The sequence below is a fragment of the Clavibacter sp. A6099 genome (assembly GCF_021919125.1).
Classification (GTDB): Bacteria; Actinomycetota; Actinomycetes; order Actinomycetales; family Microbacteriaceae; genus Clavibacter; species Clavibacter seminis.
The window spans coordinates 168,860-184,165 of record NZ_CP083439.1; the positions used below are offsets into that span (position 1 = coordinate 168,860).

Here is a 15,306-nt window from a genome sequence, read left to right on the forward strand (position 1 = left end):
CCCTCCTCGTTATCGTTCAGGTGAACGATAGGCGAGATGTCAGCCCGTGGCGAATGCGGGGGCGCGGCGGGAGCCCCGCGCTCCGCTCCTGTCAGCCCTCGCCGACGCCCGCGCCCGTGCCCGTCGTCGCGAGGCGGTGCCGTCGATCACGGACCACGAGCGCTGTCAGGAGGAGCAGCGCAGCGAACCCTCCGCTGGCCGCCGCCGTGACCGCGCCGGGGTCGTCGGGGATGCTGACGCAGAGACCTCCCATCGCCATGAGGAATACGGCCGCGAGGACGAGGGGGGATCGCCGGGCATGGCGGAAGCCGTCGAGGTGCCGCTCTCGTCCATGAGATCGCGCTCCCGCCGACGCGCGTCCTTCGAGCATGTCGAGGACGGTCGACAGGCCCGCTGCGATCCCCGTGGTGATCAGCACCACTGCCACGTCGTCGCGTCGTACGAAGGCGATCACACCCGCGGCGGCGAGCATCAGCGGGTGCAGCTCGAGGTAGACGGTGGACCTTCCCGACCCTGACGTCGTGGCGCCCTGCCCTCGTCGGCGTTCTCGCGCGTCGAGGAGGAAGGACGCGAGAGCCCAGCACGCACCGAGCGCCATGACCCGGGACACCCTCTCGGACATGACGAGGCCCAGTGGCGCCGTCGTCGCGAGCGTCAGGTAGTAGAGGATCCGGGATGGCTCCGCCCTCATGCGCAATTCGCGTGCTCCGTCCACACGAACGCGCGACCGCTGCCGATCCGCGTCTGGTAACAGGCGTAGAAGCCGAACCTGTTCGACTGGTAGATGCGGTGGACGAGGTCGACGATCGAGAACACGTTGGGAGATCCGATGGCCGCGCAGAGCCACCCGATGAGCTTCGCCGCGGGAGCTGCGAGACGACCGGCGGCCTTGCAGATGCCGAAGTATCCCGAGCTCAGGAGGAGGGCCGCCACGGCGGCGATCTCCCGCATCTGGGAGCCGAGCAGGTTCACGTAGAACCCGACTCCCTGGGGTGCGTTGGCCAGGCCGAAGGTGACGAGCGGATCCACGACGACAGGGTATGCGGCGCCTTCCGCGTCGATGGTCTGGACCAGGGTGTCGCCTTCGAGGGCGAAGCGCGTCGGGATCGGGCGCCCCGCCGCGTCCACGGCCCACGGGTCCGCGATGTGCCCCGCGCTGATGCTGCCCGAGCCGGATCCGAGCGCGGCGACGATGTCGTAGCCCGCCCCGCGGGGCACGGCCCGGAAGCCATCCGGGAGGTCGAGGGCGAACGACGTGACGTCGGCTCCGTCCCGGAGGACCGTGACCGCCTGCGTCTCTCCCGGTGCGACCCGGACGAGGGAGTCGTCGGTGTCCGAGGGTGTCACGCCGACGTCGCCGCCGGCCGTGTGCGGGAGCGCGGATGGATCCACCGCGTCGGGTGCCGTCCAGTCGGCGGTCGATTCCGCGCCCTGGCCGACGGCGTCGAGCGCGCGGGCGACGAGCGCCTGGGTCGAGGTGTCCCCTGCGGTGTCCGCCGCCGAGGCGGCCTCCGCGGTGAGGCCGTTCGCGGCGACCGCGATCGTGAGGGCCAGGAGCGCGATGGCGCTCCGCGGGCGGATGGGCATGGGGTGTCCGTTCGTCGGGGATGCAGATCGGCATCGCCCGCATGCTAGGACACGGAAGATCGGGTCACGGAGGATCGCTCCACAGGGAGCGCGTGCCTCAGCTCACGTGCACATCCGGCCGCCGCGACCGCACCGGCTCCGCCCTCCGCAGCACCTCGCGCGTGACCGGGGCGACCTCGCCCGTGCCCGTGACGAGGAAGCGGAGGAGGTTGCCGAGGGGCGACCCCTCCGTCCACTCGAAGTAGACGCCGGGCTTCACGCCCGTGAGGTCTCGCACGGCGAGGAGCACGGCGGCGATCGTGTTCGGGACGTTGCCGCTCGTCACCTGGAGCACGCGGAAGCCGCAGCGCACGATGCCGCGCACCACGAGGTCCTCCTCGAACTCCGACGAGTCGCCCGGGGTCACCTCGAGGAAGATCACGGGCGCACGCGCCGGGATCCCGCTGTCGCGCCGCTCGTCGCTCGCCTTGCGGCGGTACTCGGCGATGCGCTCCTCCTCCGTCAGCGCCTCGCCGGGCTCGTCCGGCTCGTGGGCGATGATGCTCACCGCGCCGTAGTCCTCGGCGTCCTCGGTGACGAATGCGCGGGCCCGCTCGTCCATCGTGAGCGAGGTCGCGCGGAGCTGGAACGAGCGCTGCACGCGGCTGACGATCGAGACCACGAGGATCCCGAGGATGAACAGCGCGGCGATCCGCACGCCGTCCGGCCGCTCGATGACGTTGACGACCGTCGTGTACGCGAAGACCGCGGCGATGACCGCGAACCCGATCGTGCGCTTGCGCTGCCCGGCCTTCCTCGCCGACAGCGTCACCGCGACCGACGCCGAGGTGATGAGCACGAGCACGCCGGTCGCGTAGGCGCCCGCCTGCGCATCCACGTCGGCCTGGAAGACGAGCGTCACGATCACGGCGATGGCCGTGAAGACGAGCACGAGCGGGCGCACGGCCGCGGCCCAGTGCGGCGCCATGCCGTAGCGCGGCAGGTAGCGCGGGACGATGTTGAGGAGCCCGGCCATCGCGGAGGCGCCCGCGAACCAGAGGATGCAGATCGTGCTGATGTCGTAGAGCGTGCCGAAGCCGTCGCCCAGGAACTGGTGCGCCAGGTAGGCGAGCGCCCGGCCGCTGGCCTTGCCGCCGTCCTGGAACTCGGCCTGCGGGATCAGCAGGGTCGTCACGAAGCTCGACGTGATGAGGAATGCGCTCATGATGAGCGCCGCCGTCGCGAGCAGCCGCTTCGTGCCGTGGATCCGCGCCCGCGGCACCCCGTCGGCGTCGTCCTCGCCGCGCACCTGCGGCATCACCGCGACACCCGTCTCGAACCCGGAGAGGCCGAGCGCGAGCTTCGGGAACACGATGAGCGCGATGCCCACCATCACGAGCGGGTTGCCGTGCTGCGCCGTGAGCGCCGCCCACCAGTCGTCGATGACGACGAGGTTCCCGGCGACGTGGAAGAGGGAGACGACGATCACGACGGCGTTGAGCGTGAGGAAGACACCCACCAGCACGACCGCGATCGAGATCGCCTCCTTGAACCCGCGCAGGAACACGAACGCGAGCGCGGCCAGCAGCACGAGCGTCAGCAGCACCTCGTTGCCCTGGAACCAGTCCGGCGCGAACGGGTTCTCGACGGCGTGCGCGGTCGCATCCGCTGCCGAGAGCGTGATGGTGATGAGGAAGTCCGTCGCCGCGAACCCGAGCAGCACGAGCACGAAGAGCTTGCCGCCCCACCAGGGGAGGAGGCGCTCGAGCATGGCGATGGATCCCTCGCCGCGGGGGCTCTCGCGCGCCACCCGCCGGTAGACGGGGAGCGCGCCGAGGAGCGTCAGGAGGATGAGGACGAGCGTCGCGAGCGGCGACAGGAGCCCCGCCGCGACCGCCGCGATGGCCGGCTGGTAGCCGAGCGTGGAGAAGTAGTCGACGCCGGTGAGGCACATGACGCGCCACCACGAGTGCGTCTTCTCGACGGTCTCGGCGTGCGGGCCGGGGTGGGAGCCGGACGCGCCGGGCAGTCCGTCGAGGAGCCACGCGGTGATCCCGGCGCGGGCGCGCCGCTGCTCGGGCGCGCGCAGCAGCTTCGGCGCGCTCACGACCGGGCCGCCGAGGTGGCGGAGCGGAGCGGGGACGTCATCTGACCGTGATCCGGGCAGTGCACGGGGGATCCTCCTGAGGCGGCGCCGGGACCCCGTCTCGCGGATGCGACGGTCGGGCCCGGCATCATCGTCGGCCCATCGTGCCACTTCCGGGCGGGAGGCGGGTGGGCGTGGAGGGTGCGGTCATGCGGGGGACGGTTCGCGGATGACGCGGGGAGGTCAGGAGCGCGGCGGCACGGGATCGAAGTGGCCGTCGACGAGCACGAAGCGGCGCTCCTGGTCGGCGCCGGGATCCGTGTCGGGCACGCTGATCCACTCCTCCATGTGGATGGCGAGCAGGCGGAAGGCGGCCGTCCGCGGGCTCGCGTGCCGCCAGAGGCCGCGGCCGCTCGGGCCGAGGACGGCGATGGCTCGCGTGACGGATCCGCGCGGGAGGTCCCAGCGCACGGCGGGCTGGCCGTCGGCGCGGCCTTCCAGGACGACCGAGGAGATGGTGAAGCGGGCATCGGCGAACGACGGCTCCCCGGCGCGCAGGTGCTCGAGGAACAGGCGGCGGTCGTCGTCGGTGTCCATGGGTCGATCCTCGCGGGTACGCGCCCGCGCCGCGTCCGCCGCCGTCGAACGGCCTACTGCCGCCAGCCGCTGCGGCACGGCGCCGTCGTTCAGCGGAGCTGGCGGAGGGGGCGGACGAGGATGAGGGTCGGCCCGGCCCAGTCCAGCCCCGTGTGCTCCTCGAGCGGCAGGAATCCCGTCCGGCGGTAGAACTCGCGCGTCTGCGCATACGGCTCGTCCTCGAACGACGGGCCGACGGTGTGCACCGAGAGGAGCGCGCATCCGCTCGTCGCGAGAGAGCCCGCCGCGTGCTCCACGAGGAGCCGGCCGACGCCTCGCCCCCGTGCGTCGGGCGCGACCGCGATGAGGTGCAGCTCCGCGGCCTCGGCGAAGTGCCGGCGGACGAGGGCGACACCGATGACGCTCGTGCCATCGGTCGCCAGGAAGCTGTCGTAGTCGTCGCTCTCGGAGGCGGCCACGTAGCCCTCGATCGCTTCGGGGTCGCCGAACCAGTCCCGCAGGGCCTGCAGGATGCGGCGGACGTCGGTGCCGCTTCGCCCGCGTGCGACTTCGAGGGTCATGCGGCCATCGTCGCAGCAGGGCGGGTCCGGGGTGCTCAGCGGGGGACGCCTCGCCGGAGCACACGGTCCCGCACACGGCTCACGACGTCGTCGGGCCTGCTGGCCGCGAGGTCGGGCATCCACGTCTCCGGCCACGGCCTGTCGTGGCCCACCCAGGCGGTCGAGAGACCCGCGGCGCGAGCGCCAGCCATGTCGACCGTGACATGGTCGCCGACCATCCACGCGCAGCCGTCGTCGGGTGCGGCTGCTCGGGCGGCGTCGAAGATCCGCCGGTCGGGCTTCTTGGCACCCAGCTCTGCGGAGATGACGCTGGCGGCCACCACGCGGTCGAGACCGGTGCGTCGCAGCTTCATGCGCTGCTGCTCGGACTCGCCGTTCGTGACCACCACGAGCGAGATGCCGGCGCGGGTCATGCGCTCCAGCTCATCGACCACCCCCGGGTAGCACTCGATGACGTCCACGTGCTCGTAGAGGAGTCGATCGACGATGGCGTCCGTCGAACAGGGCGGGGTGAGCCTCTCCTGGATCATCTGCGCCAGTTCCCGTCGCGGCGTGTATCCGCTCCTGTCGGCGTCGATGAGCCACAGCACGTCGCTCTCATCGCCGCCCCACTCGACGACCGCGCTGGCAGCCCACGAGGAGAAGGCGCCGTCCCTGTCGACGAGGGTGTTGTCGAGGTCCAGCAGTACGGGCATGGATGCAGGGTACGAGGGGAGCGGCGGCCCGCGCCGGACCGGCGTCCCTCCGACATCGCCTGGTGGACGGCGCCGCAGCTCCCTCGGCACCTGTCCGCTCCGGCCGAGGACGGCGATGGCTCGGGTGACGGATCCGCGGGGCGATGCGAGCAGACGGCTGAGCGGCTGCCTGCGCGCTCAAGGTGGGGTGTCAGCCGCCGCGCCGCGCCCGGGACGCCCACAGCTGCGCGGCGAGCCCGACCACGATGAAGCCCGACATCAGCGCGCCCATGGCGGTCGCTGTCCCTCCTAGGGCACCCGCGAGCGGCGTCGCGAGCCCACCGAGGCCGAACTGCAGGCCGCCGACGAGCGCCGAGGCCGTGCCGGGGTGGCGGTGGCCGAGCGCCTGCGTGAGGGTGATCGAGCCCGGGATCACCCACCCCCAGCCCGCGGTGACGAGGGCGAGGGCCGGCCAGACCAGCGCGGGGCCGATCCCCCCGACCGCCCCGACGAGCACGAGGGCCGAGCCGATCGCGCAGGTGGCGAGGCCGATCGTGAAGAGGCGGTCCTCGTCGAAGCGCCCGATGAGGCGGCGGAAGACGAGGGTCGAGGCGATCATGCAGGACGCGTTGGAGGCGAACACCAGCGTGTAGAGGCCCTCGCCGAAGCCGTACTGGTCCTGGAACACGAAGGACGAGGTGGCGATGTAGGAGAAGAAGCCGATGGTCGCGGCGCACCCGGTGACGAGGTACCAGCGGAAGCGGGGGATGCGCAGCAGCTCCGCCATGCGGCCGAGGACGGCGCGGAGTGATGTGCCGCCCGTGCTGGTGCGCACGAGGGTCTCCGGCAGCAGGCGAGCCGCGGCGAGGGTGAGACCCAGACCGAGCGCCGCCAGCACGACGAACGCGGCGCGCCACGACCAGGCCGTCAGCACGACGCCGCCGACGAGCGGGGCGACGACCGGGCCGACGGAGTTGACGACCGCGAGCGTCGCGAAGAGGCGGCTGCGGAGGGCGCCGGTGGAGGCGTCGCCGACCATGGCGCGGGCCGAGACCGCGGCGGCGGCACCGCCCAGGCCCTGCACGACGCGGGCGAGGATCAGCGTGGTCACGTCGGGCGAGATCGCGCAGACGATGCTGGCGAGGGTGAAGAGGGCGGTCCCGGCGAGGAGGATGCGACGGCGGCCTGCGCCGTCGCTGATCGGCCCGATGACGAGCTGGCCGACGGCGAACGCGACGAGGAAGGCGGTCAACGTCAGCTGCACCGATGCCGTCGAGGCGTCGAGGTCGGTGGCGATGGCGGGCAGGCCGGGGATGTAGAGGTCGGTCGCGAACGGCGAGATGCCGACGATGAGGGCGACCGTGAGGAGCGGTCCGCGGCGCGCGGTCCAGGACGTCCGCGGGTCGGGGTCGTGATCCGGGTGCGGGGCGTCGTCGCTCATCCGTCCCGACAGTAGACCGGTCGCCGCCGCGCCGGCGGCCAGAGGACGGCATGCCGGTCCCGCTCGCCGGTCGCCGCCGCGCGATGCGCCTAGCCTCGATGAGGGGGCGCCGCACCGTCGCGCCCGCCGCATCCACGAGGAAGAGGAACGCGCATGACGACCTGGCTGATCACGGGATGCTCCACCGGACTCGGGCGCGCCTTCGCCGTCGAGGCGCTGGAGCGCGGGCACGACGTCGTCGTCACGGCGCGTGACGCCGCGAACGTGCAGGACCTCGCCGACACGTACCCCGAGCACGCCCTCGCGCTCGACCTCGACGTGACCGACCAGGCGCAGGTGTCCCTCGCGGTCGACGAGGCGACCTCCCGCTTCGGCGGCGTCGACGTGCTCGTCAACAACGCGGGCTACGGCTACCGCGCGGCCGTCGAGGAGGGCGACGACGAGGATGTCGCGCGCCTCTTCGACACCCAGTTCCACGGCAGCGTCCGCATGATCAAGGCCGTGCTGCCCGGCATGCGCGAGCGCCGCAGCGGCACCATCGTCAACCTCTCGTCGATCGGCGCCGCGCGCACGGGCGCCGGATCCGGCTACTACGGCGCCGTGAAGGCCGCCATCGAGCAGATGACCATGGCGCTGCGCACCGAGCTCGCGCCGCTCGGGATCGTCGCGACGGTCGTGGCGCCCGGATCCTTCCGCACCGACTTCTCCGGCCGCTCGCTCACGCAGTCGTCCACTGTGATCGACGACTACGCCGAGACCGCCGGCAAGCGCCGCAAGGAGAACGACACCACCGACGGCACGCAGCCGAACGATCCGGCGCTCGGCGCGAAGGTCCTCGTGGACGCGGTCGAGCAGGGCGCTCCCTTCTATCTCCTGCTCGGCGGCGACGCGGTCGAGATCGTCACGGGCGCGCTCGACGACCTGCGCGCCGACGTCGACGCGTGGGCGGAGCGCAGCCGGTCGACGGCGTACGACGCGAGCTGACGAGACGGGAGCGACACCGCATGACCGCATCCACCGCCCTCCTCGTGATCGATCTCCAGGTCGGGGTGCTGCCCGGCTGCCTCGACGCCGACGGGGTGGTGGCGCGCACTTCGTCGCTCGTCGGGCGCGCCCGCGCGAACGGGACCCCGGTGGTGTGGATCCAGGACCACCACGGCTTCGCGGTGGGCGACCCCGACTGGGCGCTCGTGCCGCCGCTCGCGCGGGCGGCCGGCGAGCCGCTCGTGCGGAAGGCGCATCGCGACTCCTTCGCCGACACCGACCTCGCCGAGGTGCTCGCGCGGCTCGGGACCACGCGGATCGTGGTCGCGGGCGCCCAGACCGACTACTGCGTGCGCACGACGCTGCAGAGCGCCGCCGCACGCGGGTTCGACGTGACGCTCGTCGGTGATGCGCACACCACGGCGGATGCGCTGCACGAGGGCGTCGCGATCGGCGCGGCGCAGATCGTGGCCCACACCGACCTCTACTTCGCGACGCTGCGGCACCCGGGGATCGTGTCGACCGTCGAGCTGCACGACACCGTGACGCTCTAGAGGTCCTGGGCCCCCGAGGGCTCCGGCGCGACGAAGACGCAGAACGGGTGGCCGGCGGGATCCCGCAGCACGTAGAGGGGCTCGTCCTCATCCGCCGACCGGTCCTGCAGCACCGCGGCGCCGAGCGCGACCGCCCGCGACCGCTGGCGCTCGAGGTCGGCGACGGATCCGACGGTGAGGTCGAGGTGCAGCATCTGCGGCGGCGATCCCTTGGGCCAGCGGGGCGCGGGCATGCCGGGCGCGAGCTGGAAGGCGAGGCGGCGGGATCCGTCGCCGTCGACGAGCACCAGCCAGTCGGGATCCGGCCCCGTCTCCTCGGGCGCGTCGCCCGGCCGGTACCGGAAGCCGAGGAGCTCGCGGTAGAACTCGGCGAGGCGACGCGGATCCGGCGCGTCGAGCACGGTCTGCAGCAGGCGCGGGCGGTCGGGCGAGGTGGTCATGACCCTGTCTACGCCGGCGGGGGCGGGGTGCCGTCCGCTGCAGGGCCGTCGCGCTTCGCCTTGGCAGGGCGCACGCCCATCACGAAGAAGGTGACGCCGAGGATCAGGAACGGCAGCCCGGCGACTCGCGTGTCGTCGAGGGTGAGTATCAGCACGAGGCCGAGCATCCCGAAGACGATGCCGAGCGCGATGTTCGGGTTCGAGTCGGCGGCGTCGTCGTCCTCCGCGGGCGGATCGACGGGGCCGCCGGGCGTCGTCGGATCGCTCATGCCCTCACGCTAGGCAGCAGGGCTGCCCGCCCGCGTCCGCCTCGTGGGGGACGCGGGCACGCGGCCGGGTTCAGGCCTGTCCGTGGCCGCCGCAGTAGTGGGAGATGCGGACGCCGACATGGCCGGGATCGTCGGCGCCGCCGCCGATGGTCCTGTAGCAGTGCGCCGCTCGCGCGGTCGTCTCCGTGACCGCGCCGTGGTGGGCGGGCGCGGCCTGCGCCGCGGAGACCGCGACGGGGGACAGCACGAGCGCGGCGGTGAGCGTGCCGAGGGCGAGCGCGGAGCGCGCGGCGGTGGAGCGTGTGCGGTTGATTGGCATGGGGATCCTGTTCTCTCGAAGGGTGTCGCCCGGGCTTCGCGGGCGTTCGAGGATCGATCCCCGTCTCCCGGTCGCGGACGCGGACGGATGCGCGAGGAATCTAGTGCGCGGCCCCGGCGCCCCGTAAGCGTGCCGCACAGGGGGTGTACACGCCGCAGACGTGCCCGGTCAGCGCCTCGCGCCCCGGCGACGCCACCGGACGACCGTGGACACCAGGAGCACGACCGCGCTCACGACCATCAGCAGGAGCCCGAGGGGACGCAGATCGTCGCGGGCGAGCGTCATGACGACGCCGATCGCGAAGAGGATCCCGAGCGCCGCATCCCGGGGACGGGTGAGGCTGCCGGTCGCGGCGCGGTCGCCGGGTCCCGTCGCATCGTCAATGCCCTCACGCTAGGCGCGGGCGCGCGCCGTCGCGTCCGCCGGATGGGGGATGCCGGTCAGATCCGCCCCTCCAGCTCCAGCAGCGTCGTCTTCGCGGCGAGCCCGCCGATGTAGCCGCCGAGCGTGCCGTCGGAGCGGAGGACGCGGTGGCAGGGGATCACCACGGGCAGCGGGTTGGTCGAGCACGCCGTGCCGACCGCGCGGGTGGCTGCCGGGCTGCCCGCGGTCTCGGCGACCTCGCGGTAGGTGCGGGTGGATCCGTACGGGATCTCCGGCAGCAGCCGCTGCACGCGGTCGCGGAAGCCGGTCGACAGGCGGCGATCCAGCGGCAGGTCGAACGCCCGGCGGCGGCCGGCGAAGTACTCGTCGAGCTCGCGCGCGGCCGCATCGAGGCGCTTGGGGGCGCGCAGGATCCGCGGGCCGAGCCGCCGCGCGAGGTCGCCGAGGACGGTGTCGTGGTCCTCGCGGGAGTAGGCGACGCGGATCAGGCCGCGCTCGGTGGCGGCGAGCAGCAGCGGGCCGACGGGGGAGTCGATCGTGGTGAAGCCGACATCGAGGGCGCCGTCGGCCTCGGCCCGGTCGGCGAGGCGGAGGCGGAGGGCGTCGAGGGCGGGTGCGGTCGGGTCGGCGGCCTCGAGCGCGTCGGCGTCGAGGAAGGGGGCGGTGTCGTCGGGATCGGTCACGGTCGTCCTCCTCGGGCGTCTTCGGGTGCGGGTGCGGGTGCGGGTGCAAGTGCGGGTGCGGGTGATGGCTCGCGCACGGACGAGGGCGGATCCGCCCCCATCGTCCGCCGGAGGCTCGCCACCCCGTCCGCGGCCGCGCGCCGCACGGCCTCGGGCGTCCCGCCGACGATCGACGCCACCTCCGCGTGCGGCAGCCCGCCGAGGTACCGGTACGCGACCGCGAGCCGCTGCCGCTCGGGCAGGGCGGCGACGGCGCGCCAGAGGTCGGGGTCGCGGGAGTCGGGCACGCCGAGGTCCGAGACCCGCTCGGGCACCTCGTCCACGGGGAGCGCGCGGCGGCCGCGGGCGCGGATCGCGTCGAGGGCCTTGCGGTGCGCGATCGTCACGAGCCAGGCGCGCACGTCGGCGCGCGGCCCGAGCCGCGGGTACGCGACGAGCGCCGACAGGAACGTCTCCGACCACGCGTCCTCGGCGTCCGCGTGCCCGCCGAGCACGGCCCGGCACACGCGGAGCACCACGGCGCCGTGCTCGGTCACGACCCTGTCGAACGGCTGCATCATCTCCACACCGGGTAGACGCCGGGGCGGGGTGATCCGTGAGGTCGGCGTGCGGATCAGTCTCGCGGATCCCGCGGCCGGCGCGACAGCCCACCGCAGGCGCACCGCCCGCCTGCGGACGCACCGCCCGCCTGCGGACGCGCCGTGCGCCTCCTCGCCATCTCCGGTGCTCCGCCCGTGCGCGCCGTAGGGACTACCCGTGACGGTCCCCGGGGATGACGACCCGGTGCCTCCCGGTCGCGAGGATGGATGCGCGGCCCACCCCCGGCCGCGCGCTCCGCGAGGAGCATCCGCCGCCGGCCCGTCCCCCCCGGGCCGGCGGCGCACACGACGGAAGAGGATCCGCATGGCCAGCACGCTGAGCTCCGCCGCACGCGACGACGAGCAGGCGGTGCCCGGCGACGCGCCCCGCGTGCTGCGCGTCTTCGTGGTCGACGAGGAGGCGCCCATCACGCAGCTGCTGTCGCTCGCGCTGCGGATGGAGGGCTGGGACGTGCGCGTCTTCGCCACCGGCCGTGCGGCGATCGACGCCGCCGTCGAGGCCGCGCCCGACGCGATCCTGCTCGACATGACGCTGCCCGACGTCTCGGGCGTGGAGGTGGTCGGCGAGCTGCGGCGGGCCGGCGTCGCGACGCCCGTGCTGTTCCTCACCGGGCGCGACTCGCTCGAGGACCGGCTCGCGGCCTTCGGCGCGGGCGCCGACGACTACGTGACCAAGCCGTTCGGCCTCGAGGAGGTCGTCGAGACGCTGCGCGTGCTCTTCCGCCGCCGGGGCCTCGCCCCGGCCACGATCACCGCGGGCGACCTCGTGCTCGACCCGGCGACGGGCGAGGCGTGGCTCGCGGGCGTGCCGCTGGAACTGGATCCGATGGACCTCGTCGTCGTGCAGGCGCTCGCCGAGGAGCCGACGCGCCGGCTCTCCCGCCGTGAGCTCGTGCACCGCCTGACGGACGCGGGCTGGGACCTCGTCGCCCCGCGCGCGCTCCTCGACCTGCCGTCCGTGACCGGCCGCCGCGCGGGCCGCGACCAGGTCGCGCTGCTCGCCGTGGCGGGCGACGACCTGGTGCTCGCGCCCGCCGTCTGACGCGCGGGCCGACGCCTCTGACGCCGCGGCGCCCGAACGGCCGGTCCGTGGTCACCCCAATCCGGGGGCCGGTGCGGCGAGTCACCCCCGCAACTCCGGGGATCACGAGTCACACGCGTCACACTGCGCAAATAATTTCCCCAGGTGAGTAGCGGATGTCCCTACAGTCGGGACCGGGGAGCTGAACCTCCCCGACGCGTCCTCGAGACCCCCGAGCGCGTCCCCTCCACCGCACGATCGCGGCACAGCAATGGCGCGCCCGGGCGGTCCTGCACCACTGGAGCTGTCATGACCCGTCCCACCCCCGCCGCAGGTCGCGGCAGGTCGTTCCGTCGCGCGGCCGCCGGCGCCTGCCTCTCGGCCTCGCTCGTGATCCTGCCCCTCGCGATGGCGCCCGCAGCCCACGCCGAGACGGCCCCGGTCGGATCCGCGCCCGTCGCCGTCGAGACGCCGGCCGTCGAGACCCCCGCGGTCGAGACCCCCGCCGCCACGCCGACGCCCGCCGTCGAGGCGCCCGCCGCCGACGCGACGCCGACCCCCGCGCCCACCGAGACCGCCGAGGAGACGGCCCCCGTCGCCGACGCCCCGGTCGAGACCACGCCGACCCCGGCCGTCCCGACCACCCCCGGCGCGCCGACGACCGGCCTCCCGACGCTCGAGCCGACCGTCCCCGTCGTCGAGCTGCCCTTCACCTGGACCACGCCCGACCGCGGCGTCGCCCTCCCGGTCAACGAGGCCGTGCCGTTCGCCGGCACCGGCACCGCGGGCAGCATCGTCACGGCCAGCTACTTCAACGCGGTGGGCGTCAAGTCGATCGCCGGCATCGGCATCGTCGGCGAGGACGGCACGTACGCGTTCCCCGCGAGCTTCACCGAGCTGCTCCAGGACTCGAAGACCGCGAGCGTCACGCTGACGCAGGTCGGCCTCGACCTCACGATCAAGGGCGAGATCCGCGGCCTCGTGCGCTTCGCCGAGGCGCCCGTCGGCCCGTTCGTCCGCGCCGAGGCCTCGTTCTCGACCATCTCGCCGATCTCCGTCGCCCAGGCCACCAGCATCCTCGGCGGCCTGAAGGTCAACGCCACCGGCTACCTCCGCTACGAGGCCGTCGAGGTCACGGTCACGGCGCCCGACGGCAGCATGATCCAGATCAGCGACGAGAACGGCGGCGTCGGCGTCAGCACCCGCTCCCTCAAGGACCTCGTGCGCGCCGACGTCGACGGCACGTTCGCGCAGCCGATCATCCTGTTCGGCGACATCCAGCCGGGCACCTACCAGGTGTCCGTCGCGGGCCTCGAGTCGGGCCTCACGCAGGGCGGCACCGTCGAGCTGACCGGCGAGGACGCGGGCGGACCGGTCATACCGGGCGTCCCGACCCCGGCGCCGACCACGCCGTCGATCGACCCCGCGGGCACGCCGGCGAAGCCGATCACGAAGCCGGCCGCGAACCACGACGACACCCTGCCCGTCACGGGCACTGACGGCGCCGCGGCCCTCGGCCTCGGCGGCCTCGGCGCGCTGCTGGCCCTGGCCGGCGCGGGCACGCTCGTCGCCCGCCGCCGCCTGCGCCCCGCGGAGTAGCGGAACGGCACCACCCGCATCACGCACGACGACGGCCGGATCCCCGCGGGGATCCGGCCGTCGTCGCGTCCGCGCCCCGCCTTGTCCCGCCCCGCGCCCTCCCCGTAGGTTTGACGTGACCCGCAACGAATCACCCGCACGCGGATCCGCACCCCGTATGAGACGAAGGAGTCCCATGTCCGACACGCAGCCCGCCGCGACGCCCACGGAGACCGGAGGCGCCCTCGGCGTCGCGATGATCGGCCACGGGTTCATGGGCGCCGCCCACTCGCAGGCCTGGCGCGTCGCCCCCGCGTTCTTCGACCTGCCGCTCGCGCCGCGCATGGTCTCGATCGTCGGCCGTGACCGGGCGCGCACGCAGGAGTCCGCGGACCGCTGGGGCTGGGATCGCGCGGAGACCGACTGGCGCGCCGCGATCGAGCGCGACGACATCGACGTCGTCGACATCTGCTCGCCCGGCAGCACGCACGTGGAGATCGCCGTCGCCGCGCTCGAGGCGGGCAAGCACGTGCTGTGCGAGAAGCCGCTCGCGAACACGGTCGAGGAGGCGGAGATCATGGCGGCCGCCGCCGAGAAGGCCGCCGCGAAGGGGATCCGCGCGATGGTCGGCTTCAGCTATCGCCGCGTGCCCGCCATCACGTTCGCGCGCGACCTCGTCGCCCAGGGCGCCGTCGGCGAGCTCCGCCAGGTGCGCGCGCTCTACCTGCAGGACTGGCTGACCGACGCCGAGGGACCCATGACGTGGCGCCTCGACAAGGAGGCGGCCGGATCCGGCGCGCTCGGCGACATCGGCGCGCACATCGTCGACGCCGTGCAGTTCATCACGGGCGAGAACCTCGACGCGGTGAGCGGCCTGCTCCGCACGTTCGTCGAGGAGCGCCCGCTGCTCGCCGAGACGCGCGGCCTCGGCGGCGTCGCGTCGAGCGAGCGCGGGAAGGTGACGGTCGACGACGCCGCCTACTTCACGGGGAAGCTCGCGGGCGGCGCGCTCGCCAGCTTCGAGGCGACCCGCATGGCCACCGGCCGCAAGAACGCGCTGCGGCTGGAGTTCAGCGGATCCGACGGCGCCATCTCCTTCGACCTCGAGCGCCTCAACGAGATCGAGCTGTACGACGCGACCGCGCCCGCCGACCGGCTGGGCTTCCGCCGGATCCTCGTCACCGAGCCCGAGCACCCCTACGCGGCGGCGTGGTGGCCGACCGGCCACGGCCTCGGCTACGAGCACGCGTTCACCCACCAGGTGCGCGACCTCGTGCACGACATCGCCGCGGGCCGCGAGCCGCAGCCCTCGTTCGCCGACGGACTCCGCGTGCAGCGCGTGCTCGACGCCGTGGAGCGCAGCTCGGCCGACGGCAGCGCGTGGGTGCAGGTGGACTCCACCCGAGGCTGATCCGGCGCGCGGGGTCGGCCGGCTCCCCGCCTGCCGGCCTCGTCAGACGATCGCCTGGGAGCGATCTGCGCGCGGGAGGGCGGGCAGGTTCTACCTTCGGCGCGCGGGGAGGCACGGGCGGGGACGTCGGGATGCACCCG

At 73.8% G+C, this 15,306-nt stretch carries 17 protein-coding genes; 5 read left to right on the top strand and 12 right to left on the bottom strand.

What is annotated here, in order from left to right; all coding sequences use genetic code 11:
• Positions 1-91: 91 nt before the first annotated feature.
• The 7 genes from KYT88_RS00850 to KYT88_RS00880 all read right to left on the bottom strand — a co-directional run bounded on the left by KYT88_RS00850 (position 92) and on the right by KYT88_RS00880 (position 6,924).
• Entirely contained in the window at positions 92-691 is a 600-nt protein-coding gene (locus KYT88_RS00850; protein WP_234424822.1) for a hypothetical protein, read from the bottom strand.
• Complete coding sequence (locus KYT88_RS00855) at positions 688-1,587, bottom strand: hypothetical protein (RefSeq protein ID WP_043582973.1); 900 nt, start codon at positions 1,585-1,587, stop codon at positions 688-690. The genes KYT88_RS00850 and KYT88_RS00855 overlap by 4 nt, the downstream gene beginning before the upstream one ends.
• A 97-nt stretch (positions 1,588-1,684) precedes the next feature.
• On the bottom strand, positions 1,685-3,673 hold the full coding sequence (locus tag KYT88_RS00860; protein WP_043582974.1) for an APC family permease: 1,989 nt from the start codon (positions 3,671-3,673) through the stop codon (positions 1,685-1,687).
• A 222-nt stretch (positions 3,674-3,895) separates the two neighbouring features.
• Positions 3,896-4,249, bottom strand: coding sequence for a hypothetical protein (locus KYT88_RS00865; RefSeq protein ID WP_043582975.1), 354 nt, complete (start codon positions 4,247-4,249; stop codon positions 3,896-3,898).
• Positions 4,250-4,338: 89 nt separating this feature from the next.
• Positions 4,339-4,809 carry a GNAT family N-acetyltransferase gene (locus KYT88_RS00870; protein ID WP_051629160.1) on the bottom strand — a complete coding sequence of 157 codons (471 nt, stop codon included), beginning with the start codon at positions 4,807-4,809 and terminating at the stop codon, positions 4,339-4,341.
• Between the two features lie 35 nt (positions 4,810-4,844).
• Positions 4,845-5,504 carry an HAD family hydrolase gene (locus KYT88_RS00875; RefSeq protein WP_043582980.1) on the bottom strand — a complete coding sequence of 220 codons (660 nt, stop codon included), beginning with the start codon at positions 5,502-5,504 and terminating at the stop codon, positions 4,845-4,847.
• A 190-nt stretch (positions 5,505-5,694) separates the two neighbouring features.
• Positions 5,695-6,924: a multidrug effflux MFS transporter gene (locus KYT88_RS00880; protein WP_043582984.1), complete on the bottom strand. Its 1,230-nt coding sequence runs from the start codon at positions 6,922-6,924 to the stop codon at positions 5,695-5,697.
• 153 nt (positions 6,925-7,077) lie between these two features.
• Here KYT88_RS00880 and KYT88_RS00885 point away from each other — a divergent pair, with 153 nt between their 5' ends.
• Together KYT88_RS00885 and KYT88_RS00890 are read left to right on the top strand one after the other, a co-directional pair.
• The gene (locus KYT88_RS00885) at positions 7,078-7,908 is read left to right on the top strand and encodes an oxidoreductase (RefSeq protein ID WP_043582986.1); all 831 of its coding nucleotides are present in this window, start codon (positions 7,078-7,080) and stop codon (positions 7,906-7,908) included.
• Positions 7,909-7,928: 20 nt separating this feature from the next.
• Positions 7,929-8,462, top strand: a complete 534-nt coding sequence (locus tag KYT88_RS00890; RefSeq protein WP_051629161.1) for an isochorismatase family protein — start codon at positions 7,929-7,931, stop codon at positions 8,460-8,462.
• On the opposite strand, the gene KYT88_RS00895 is transcribed toward KYT88_RS00890, so the two are convergent.
• The 5 genes from KYT88_RS00895 to KYT88_RS00915 all read right to left on the bottom strand — a co-directional run bounded on the left by KYT88_RS00895 (position 8,459) and on the right by KYT88_RS00915 (position 11,114).
• On the bottom strand, positions 8,459-8,902 hold the full coding sequence (locus KYT88_RS00895; protein ID WP_043582990.1) for a VOC family protein: 444 nt from the start codon (positions 8,900-8,902) through the stop codon (positions 8,459-8,461). The genes KYT88_RS00890 and KYT88_RS00895 overlap by 4 nt on opposite strands.
• Positions 8,903-8,910: 8 nt before the next feature.
• The gene (locus KYT88_RS00900) at positions 8,911-9,171 is read right to left on the bottom strand and encodes a hypothetical protein (RefSeq protein ID WP_043582991.1); all 261 of its coding nucleotides are present in this window, start codon (positions 9,169-9,171) and stop codon (positions 8,911-8,913) included.
• A gap of 70 nt (positions 9,172-9,241) precedes the next feature.
• Positions 9,242-9,490, bottom strand: coding sequence for a hypothetical protein (locus tag KYT88_RS00905; RefSeq protein ID WP_043582996.1), 249 nt, complete (start codon positions 9,488-9,490; stop codon positions 9,242-9,244).
• 440 nt (positions 9,491-9,930) lie between these two features.
• Positions 9,931-10,557, bottom strand: a complete 627-nt coding sequence (locus KYT88_RS00910) for a methylated-DNA--[protein]-cysteine S-methyltransferase (RefSeq protein ID WP_043583001.1) — start codon at positions 10,555-10,557, stop codon at positions 9,931-9,933.
• Positions 10,554-11,114: an RNA polymerase sigma factor gene (locus tag KYT88_RS00915; RefSeq protein WP_081840874.1), complete on the bottom strand. Its 561-nt coding sequence runs from the start codon at positions 11,112-11,114 to the stop codon at positions 10,554-10,556. Before KYT88_RS00915 ends, KYT88_RS00910 begins: the two co-directional genes overlap by 4 nt.
• A gap of 346 nt (positions 11,115-11,460) precedes the next feature.
• Here KYT88_RS00915 and KYT88_RS00920 point away from each other — a divergent pair, with 346 nt between their 5' ends.
• From KYT88_RS00920 to KYT88_RS00930, 3 genes are all read left to right on the top strand, one after another.
• Complete coding sequence (locus KYT88_RS00920) at positions 11,461-12,198, top strand: response regulator transcription factor (RefSeq protein ID WP_043583006.1); 738 nt, start codon at positions 11,461-11,463, stop codon at positions 12,196-12,198.
• Between the two features lie 288 nt (positions 12,199-12,486).
• A complete protein-coding gene (locus tag KYT88_RS00925; protein ID WP_043583008.1) occupies positions 12,487-13,776 on the top strand; it encodes a hypothetical protein in 1,290 nt (429 codons plus the stop codon).
• Between the two features lie 175 nt (positions 13,777-13,951).
• On the top strand, positions 13,952-15,166 hold the full coding sequence (locus KYT88_RS00930) for a Gfo/Idh/MocA family protein (protein ID WP_182480780.1): 1,215 nt from the start codon (positions 13,952-13,954) through the stop codon (positions 15,164-15,166).
• Positions 15,167-15,306: the final 140 nt, after the last annotated feature.